The sequence below is a fragment of the Cellulomonas algicola genome, from assembly GCF_003851725.1.
GTDB lineage: Bacteria > Actinomycetota > Actinomycetes > Actinomycetales > Cellulomonadaceae > Cellulomonas > Cellulomonas algicola.
This window is the reverse complement of record NZ_BHYL01000145.1, coordinates 1-7,122: the sequence shown is the minus strand read 5'-3', so window position 1 is coordinate 7,122 and position 7,122 is coordinate 1. Positions and strand designations below refer to the sequence as shown.

General features: G+C 76.0%; 4 protein-coding genes. 2 read left to right on the top strand and 2 right to left on the bottom strand.

Annotated elements, in window-relative coordinates; genetic code table 11:
• Both CTKZ_RS10535 and CTKZ_RS10530 read right to left on the bottom strand, forming a co-directional pair.
• The coding region (locus tag CTKZ_RS10535; protein WP_148090481.1) for a hypothetical protein at positions 1–1,469 on the bottom strand (1,469 nt) is incomplete at its 3' end.
• Entirely contained in the window at positions 1,466–4,807 is a 3,342-nt protein-coding gene (locus CTKZ_RS10530; protein ID WP_124342908.1) for an FtsX-like permease family protein, read from the bottom strand. The genes CTKZ_RS10530 and CTKZ_RS10535, both read right to left, overlap by 4 nt.
• 207 nt (positions 4,808–5,014) lie before the next feature.
• Here CTKZ_RS10530 and CTKZ_RS10525 point away from each other — a divergent pair, with 207 nt between their 5' ends.
• Together CTKZ_RS10525 and CTKZ_RS10520 are read left to right on the top strand one after the other, a co-directional pair.
• Complete coding sequence (locus CTKZ_RS10525) at positions 5,015–5,638, top strand: PadR family transcriptional regulator (RefSeq protein ID WP_124342907.1); 624 nt, start codon at positions 5,015–5,017, stop codon at positions 5,636–5,638.
• A gap of 75 nt (positions 5,639–5,713) precedes the next feature.
• A partial coding sequence (locus CTKZ_RS10520) for an MFS transporter (protein WP_124342906.1) occupies positions 5,714–7,122 on the top strand: 1,409 nt, incomplete at its 3' end.

The following is a 7,122-nucleotide window of genomic DNA, read 5'->3' as shown; positions in this document are numbered from 1 at the left end:
GTCACGCGCCGGGCGCCCTGCCGGCGGGCGACCCGCTCGCGGTCGCTGCGGTTCGCGGGCTGGCGTGCGCCGGTCCACGCGCGCCGGACGACGAGCGCCGACGCCACGGCCGGGGCCACCATCGCGACGACCGCGACCAGGCCGGCCACGAGCCAGCTGCCCTCGGTGCCGGGGACCACGAGGACGGCCACGAGGGCGCCGGTCGCGGCGGCGACCAGGCCGACGGGGACGCTCTCGGTGAGCGCCCGCACGACGACCGACGCGACGGACGCGCCGCGTGCGCGCTCGGCGAGCAGCAGACCCTCGCGCCGCCCGACGAGCAGCCGTGCGGCGAGCACGAGCGCGAGCGCGCCGACGGTCGCGAGACCCACGAGCAGCACCGAGGCCTGCGCGCGGGCGGCGGTGAGCCGGTCGACGGCGTCGTCGAGCACGGCCGGCAGGTCCGTCTCGATGCCGGGCTGCCCGTCGGGCGTCGCATAGGTGCCGGGCGTGGCGAGCAGGACCGAGAGGTCGCGCGCGACGGTCGCGGCGCCCCGCTCGGAGAACGCCTCGGGCTCGGCCGGCAGCCGCACGAGCCGCGAGATCGCGGTGACCTGCAGCGCCGCCATCGCGTCGGCCAGCGACTCGTCGGACAGGAGGTAGGCGACGCGGTTCTCGGCCTTGCTTCCCGTCGCGGCCGGGAACGGTGCGAGCAGGTCGTCGTAGGTCTGCCACTGCGCCGCCGTCGCGTCGATCGGCTCGAAGAGGCCGGTGACGTGCGCGACGACGCGGCCCGGAGCGGGCAGCGTCAGGGGGAAGCGGGTGCCGACGTCGATACCGAGCTCCTCGGCCGTGCGCGCGGCGAGCCCGACCTGGATCTCGCGCTCAGGCGCCGGCCTGTCGATGATCGCGGGTCCCGTGCTGCCGGTGTCCTCGACCGGAGCGGCCCAGACCGACGCCGCCGGCGCGGTGCCCTCGACCCAGCGGACGAGCGGGACACCGACCTCGTTGCTGCCGACGTGCACGAGCCGCATGACCTGGCCGGCGCCAGCGACGCGCGCCGTCCGCGTGATCGTCTCGACGCCGGTCACCGGCGCCGACGTGACCGCGCGGATGGTCCGGGGCGTCTCGCCCCAGACCACCGACGCGGAGTTGGCGAGGAGCGTCGCCTCGTCCGGGTCGGGCTCGCGCGCGCCGATGTCGTCGCGGTTCGGCAGCCGGATCGCGACGTCGGCATCCGTGCCGGCCTCGGCGACGACGCCCCGCACGGTCGCGTCGGCGGTCCGCGCCTGCAGGCGTGGGAGTGCGACGGACAGCAGCACGGTGACGGCGAGCAGCACGGCCGCGAGCGTGAGCAGACCGGCGTCGTCCCGGCTGCGCCGTCTGCTGACGAGCGGTGCGAGGGCGGTCGCGGCGCGCAGCGCGCCGCCCCGCTGGTCGGGGGGCGGCGCCGCGGCGGGCGTGCCGGGCCGCGTCGTGGTGGTCGTCATCGTTCGTCCCCCAGCCGGAGCAGCGTGCCGGACGCCCGGCGCACCAGGGCGTTCGTCGTGGTGGCGACCGCGAGCGCGACCAGTGCGACGAGGACCGCGACAAGCACGGCCTGCGCGGGCCACTCCCACTGGACGAGCGGGCGCGGCACCGGCCGGCGGCCCTGGCCGGACACCGTGAGCAGCGGTCCGACGACGCCCGCGAGCAGCCCGCCGATCGCGAGCCCGGCGGCCACGCCGAGGACGCCGATGATCCCGTGCTCGACGAGCACGGCGCGGACGATGCCGCCGCGCGGCGCGCCGAGCGCCTGCAGCCGCGCGAGCTCGAGCCGTCGGGTGCGGACGGACACGGTGGCGCTCATCGCGAACCCGGCGAACGCGAGCGCGAGCGCCGCGATCGTCACGACCCACAGCGCGGCCTGGACGCCCACCCGGAGCGGGCCGTCGGTCGCGACCGCGCGCGCGTCGACGCGTGTGGTCGGGTCGCCCAGCTCGGTCCGCACGATCTCCCCGGCGACGTCGGCGACGCGGTCGTCCGGGACCTCGAACCACCACTCGTCGAGCATCGGGTCGGCCCACCCCCACAGGAGCGTGGCGCGCGAGAGCACGTCGCGGTCGACCAGCAGCGCGGACCCGCGCGGGTGCCCGGGCAGGTACGGCACGATCCGCTCGACCTCGACGGCCAGTGCGCGGCCGTCCCCGAGGTCGAGCGCGACCTCGTCGCCGACCTCGGCCGTCGTGGCGGTCGCGAGCGTGTCCGTGATGACCGCCGGCACGGCCTCGGGCGCCTCGAACGTCGCGCCCGCGAAGGTGAGGCCGCCCGCGCGCAGGAGCTCGGGGATCATGCTGACGCCGAGGCGCAGGCTTCCGTCGACGACCGCGACGCCGGGCGGCTCCGGGAACCCGAGCACGGGGGGCCGGGCGTCCCAGGCCGCGCTGTCGAGCGCGACGGGCGTGACGGCGCCGGTCGCGCTGCCGTCCGCGCCGGGCGCGACGACGCGGAGGTCGGAGAGCGAGACCGTCATCGCGGACGCCTCGCCGCGGACGCGGCTCGCGCGGTCCTCGGGTGCGTCCTCGTCCTGCCCGGACTCGAGGTCGACGACCAGGCCGACGAGCGACAGCCCCTCGATGGCCTCGGGCAGCTCGACACGGAGGTCGTCGACGTCCTCCCCGACGTGCGGCGTGACGGGCACGGCGAGCGGGGTGCGGACCCCGAGGGCGTCCTGCAGGACGAGCGTGACGGAGGCGACGACGTCGGCCGACGGCTTGGCGTCGGTGCCGACGTCGACGAGGAGGGCGCGGACCTGACCGGGCAGCGCGACCCCGGTGGCGGGCTCGTCGGGGGCGAGCCGTTCGGTGACCTCCGCCCAGCCGCCGTCGATGCGACCGCGCAGCAGCGCGTCCGCGTGCGTCGTGTCGACCGCGAGCAGCTGAGCCCACGGCCGGCGCGCGTCGCTCAGCGTGTCGATCGAGCCACCGACGGCCACCTGGCGGTCGGTGACGGCGCTGACGGCGGTCGTGCCCTCGAGGGCGGAGACCCGGGTCGACTGCTCGAGCGGGGCGCCGGGCAGCCGGTCGAGGCGCAGGTCGGTCCCCGTCGCGAGGTCGGCCTGCTCCTGCTGCGAGGTCCGCCACGTCCCGAGGAAGGCCTGCGCGAACGAGGCGACCGCGACGGCGAGCGTGAGCAGCAGCACGGCACCGGACGCGCGCGCGGGCCGGCGGCCGACCTCCCACGCGCCGAGCGGTACGACCAGCGAGCGGCTGCGCGACGCGACGCGCTCGCCGAGACCGGCGACGAGCGGCAGCAGCCGCAGCGTGAGCACGGCGCCCGCGAGCAGCAGCAGCGCGGGCGCGGTGACGAGCACGGGGTCGATCCGGGCGGGGCCGGTGCCGGCGAGCACGGGGGACCGGTAGCCCTGGAGCTGCCAGATCCCGAGCCCGGCGAGCACGAGGATCGCGAGGTCCGCGCCCGAGCGCGCGAGCCCGCCGCGACGGTCCTGCCGGACGAGCTGCTGCTCGGCCTCGACGACGCTGCCGCGCCGCCGCAGCAGCGGCAGCAGGAGCACGCCGGCGAGCAGGAGCGCGGCGACCGCGCAGGTCAGCCACAGGGAGACGGGCGTTCCGGGGTCCTGGTGCAGGCCGGCGGCGCGCAGCACGTCGAGGCGCGTGATCGCGTCGTACGTGAGGCGCGCGAGCCACGGCGCGGCGAGCGCGGTGACGGCGGCGACGCCCGCGGCCTCGATCGTGGCGAGGCGCAGGATCTGGCCGGCGGTGGCGCCGCGCGAGGCCATGAGCGTCTGCTCGGCCGCCCGACGCTCGGCGAGCAGGCGTGCCGCGAGCAGCAGGACGGTCACCGCGAGGACGACGAGGAGCAGGCCGACGACCACGAGCGTGATCCGCGTGACCGCGAGCCCGGCGACGGCCTCGTCGATCGTCATGGGCAGGAAGGTCGCGAGCCGCGCCCCCGTGGAGACGGGCGAGGCGGCCGCGCTCAGGGTGGCCTGCCCGTCGGTGAGCGCGGTGCGCAGCGCGTCGACGTCGGCCGTGGGCGCGTCGGCGAGGTGCGGCGCGGCGACGACGCGCACGTTCGCGACCTGCACCGGTCCGGCCGCGAGGGCCTCGGGGACCGTGACGAGCGGGCCGTAGAGCGGGGCCGTGTTGAAGCCGAAGGTGCCCGGGATCGGCCACGCCGGGTGGAACTGCGCGCCGTCGAGCAGGTCGCGCGTCCACAGCGCACCGGGTCCGTCGAGCTCGTGCACGCCGACGACGACCATCGGCAGGTCCTGACGCGTCTCGGAGCTGCGCCCCGGCAGGACCGTGCCGACCGTCCAGCCGAGCGCGTCGGCCGCGGTGCGCGGGACGGCGACGGGCACGCGTCCCTCGGCGTCGACGGCGACGTCGGGCCACGTGCCGGCGACCAGCGTCGCGTGCTCGGGGATCGTCGGCTCGGAGGCGAGGTACGCCATCGGCAGGCCGATCCGGTTGCCCGTGCCGACGTGGTAGAGCGCGGACGTGAGCCACCGCTCCCGGTCGGCGTCGACGCCGCCGAGCAGGTCGTCGAGGTAGTCGTCGGCGACGGGGAGCGCCTCGGCCGGCGTCTCGCGGCCGAGCGTGAGCACCACGTCGATGTCGGTGTCGGTCGCGGACGACCGGCCCAGGGCCTCGCCGAGCGCCCGCGTCTCGCTCGTGTGCAGCAGCAGCGCGAACGTGCCGAGCAGCGTCGCACCCACGAGCGCGACGGCGAGCACGGCGGCGAGCAGCGTGCTCTGCGCGGCGGCGCGGTGCCGCAGCACGCGCAGCGTCCAGCCCAATCGAGCCTCCGGGGACCTCGTCGTCAGCACGCGCCGACGGGGCGACGGGCGCGGGATGCGTCGATGCTAAGCAGCCGTTCGGCGGGTGTGGGAGCGATTCCGCAAGTCCGAGACCGACCTGTGACCTTGCGCAACTCAGGGGGTGAGGAGTCGGTCGGCGGCCCGCGGGGATCGCGACGGAGGCTACTCGTCTGTATATTCCGGCGGGAATAGTTCGACCGGAGGAAGGAGACACGCGTGCCCGAGCTGTCCGCCGTCGCCGTCCTCGTCCTCGGCCTCCTGCGCGAGCACCCGCGGCACCCCTACGACGTCTTCCAGACGCTCGTCGAGCGCCGCGACACCCGGCTCGTGCGCGTCAACCCCGGCGCGGTCTACCACGCGGTCGAGCGGCTGGCCCGCGACGGCCTCGTCGAGGCGCTCGGCACCGAGCGCAGCGGCAACCGCCCCGAGCGCACCACCTACCGGCTCACCGACGCCGGCCGCAGCGCGTACGAGCGGCGGCTCGCGAGCTTCCTGGGCGACGACCACCCGGTCCACCCCGTCTTCTCCGTCGGCCTCGCCGAGGCGGTGGACCTGCCGCGCGACGTCGTCCGCGACGCGCTCGTCCGGCGCCGCGAGCGCGAGGCCGAGCGCCTCGCCGAGCTCGAGTCCGCCTACACCCGCGTGCGCGCGCAGGGCCTGCCGCGCCGCCACCTGCTCGACGTCGAGCACGACGTCGCACACCTGCGCCACGAGGTCGAGTGGCTCGACCGCACCGTCGCCGAGCTCGACGACGACGCCCTCGGCTGGGACGACCCGTTCCCCGCCGCCTTCCTCGAGGCCCGGCACCGCCGCCCCGCGGCGACCGCGACCAGCCGCTGACCCCGCAGGTCGGGGCACGCCACGCCACCGACCCCGCGCCGCACCCACCCCGCACCGACCGTCCCCGGAGGACCCATGACCACCGAGCAGCCCCGCGCGCTCGTCGACCTGCACGGGCGCAGCCCGTGGAGCGTGCTCCCGCCGCTGTGCCTCGGCTTCTTCATGATCATGATCGACACCACGATCGTGAACATCGCCGTCCCCACCCTCGTCACCGAGCTCGACGCGTCGTTCACCGAGGTCGGCTGGGTCAACAGCGCGTACCTGCTGACGTTCGCGGTCCTGCTGCTCGTCACGGGACGCCTGGGTGACCGGTTCGGCCCCAAGCCCGTCTTCGTCGTCGGTCTCGTCGTGTTCACGCTCGCGTCGCTGTGGTGCGGCCTGTCCGGCTCGATCGGGATGCTCATCGCCGCCCGGGCCGTGCAGGGCGTCGGCGGCGCACTGATGACGCCGCAGACGATGTCGATGATCACGCGCGTCTTCCCGCCCGCGCGCCGCGGCGCCGCGATGGGTGTCTGGGGCGCCGTCGCGGGCGTCGCGACGATCACCGGCCCGGTGCTCGGCGGCCTGCTCGTCGAGACCGTCGGCTGGGAGTGGATCTTCTACGTCAACGTCCCCGTCGGCGTCGTCGCGCTGTGGCTCGCGCTGCGCCGCCTGCCTGCGCTGCCCACGCACGCGCGGACCTTCGACGGGCTCGGCGTCGTGCTGTCCGTGCTCGGCATGTTCCTCGTCGTCTTCGGCCTGCAGGAGGGCGACACCTACGACTGGGGCACGGTCGTCGGGCCGGTGACGATCTGGGAGATCGTCGGCCTGGGCGTGCTCGTCCTCGTCGGGTTCGTGCTGTGGCAGCGGCACCTGGGCGACGACGCGCTCATGCCGCTGCGCCTGTTCCACGTGCGCAACTTCTCGCTGTCCAACGTCGCCGGTTTCGCGGTGACGTTCGCGATGACCGGCATCTTCTTCCCGTTCACGATCTTCGCCCAGCTGGTCCTCGGCCTGTCGCCGCTCCACGCGGCCCTCATCGGCCTCGGCGGCTCGCTGCTCTCGGGCGTCGTCGCGCCCGTCGCCGGCCGGATGTCCGACCGCGTCCCGGCGAAGTGGATCGTCGCGACGGGCTTCGCGATCCTCGTGGTCGTCGTCGCGTGGCTCGCGGCCGTCATCCGTCCCGAGGTGCCCGTCTGGCAGCTCGTCCTGCCCATGACGGTGTTCGGCATCGGCACCGGCATGCTCTTCTCGCCGCTGGCCGCGACCGCCACCGCAGGGCTCGACCAGCGCAACGCGGGCGCGGGCGCGGGCGCGTTCAACACGAACCGCCAGATCGGCGGCGTCATCGGGTCGGCGGCCGTCGTCGCGATGCTGTCGTCGCGCCTCGGCATCGCGATCCCCGCGGCCGCGCAGGACGAGGCCGCGGCGCTGCCCGAGCAGGCCCGCCAGGCGTTCCTCGACGGCTTCTCGCGCGTCGACCCCGACCAGTTCTCGACGGG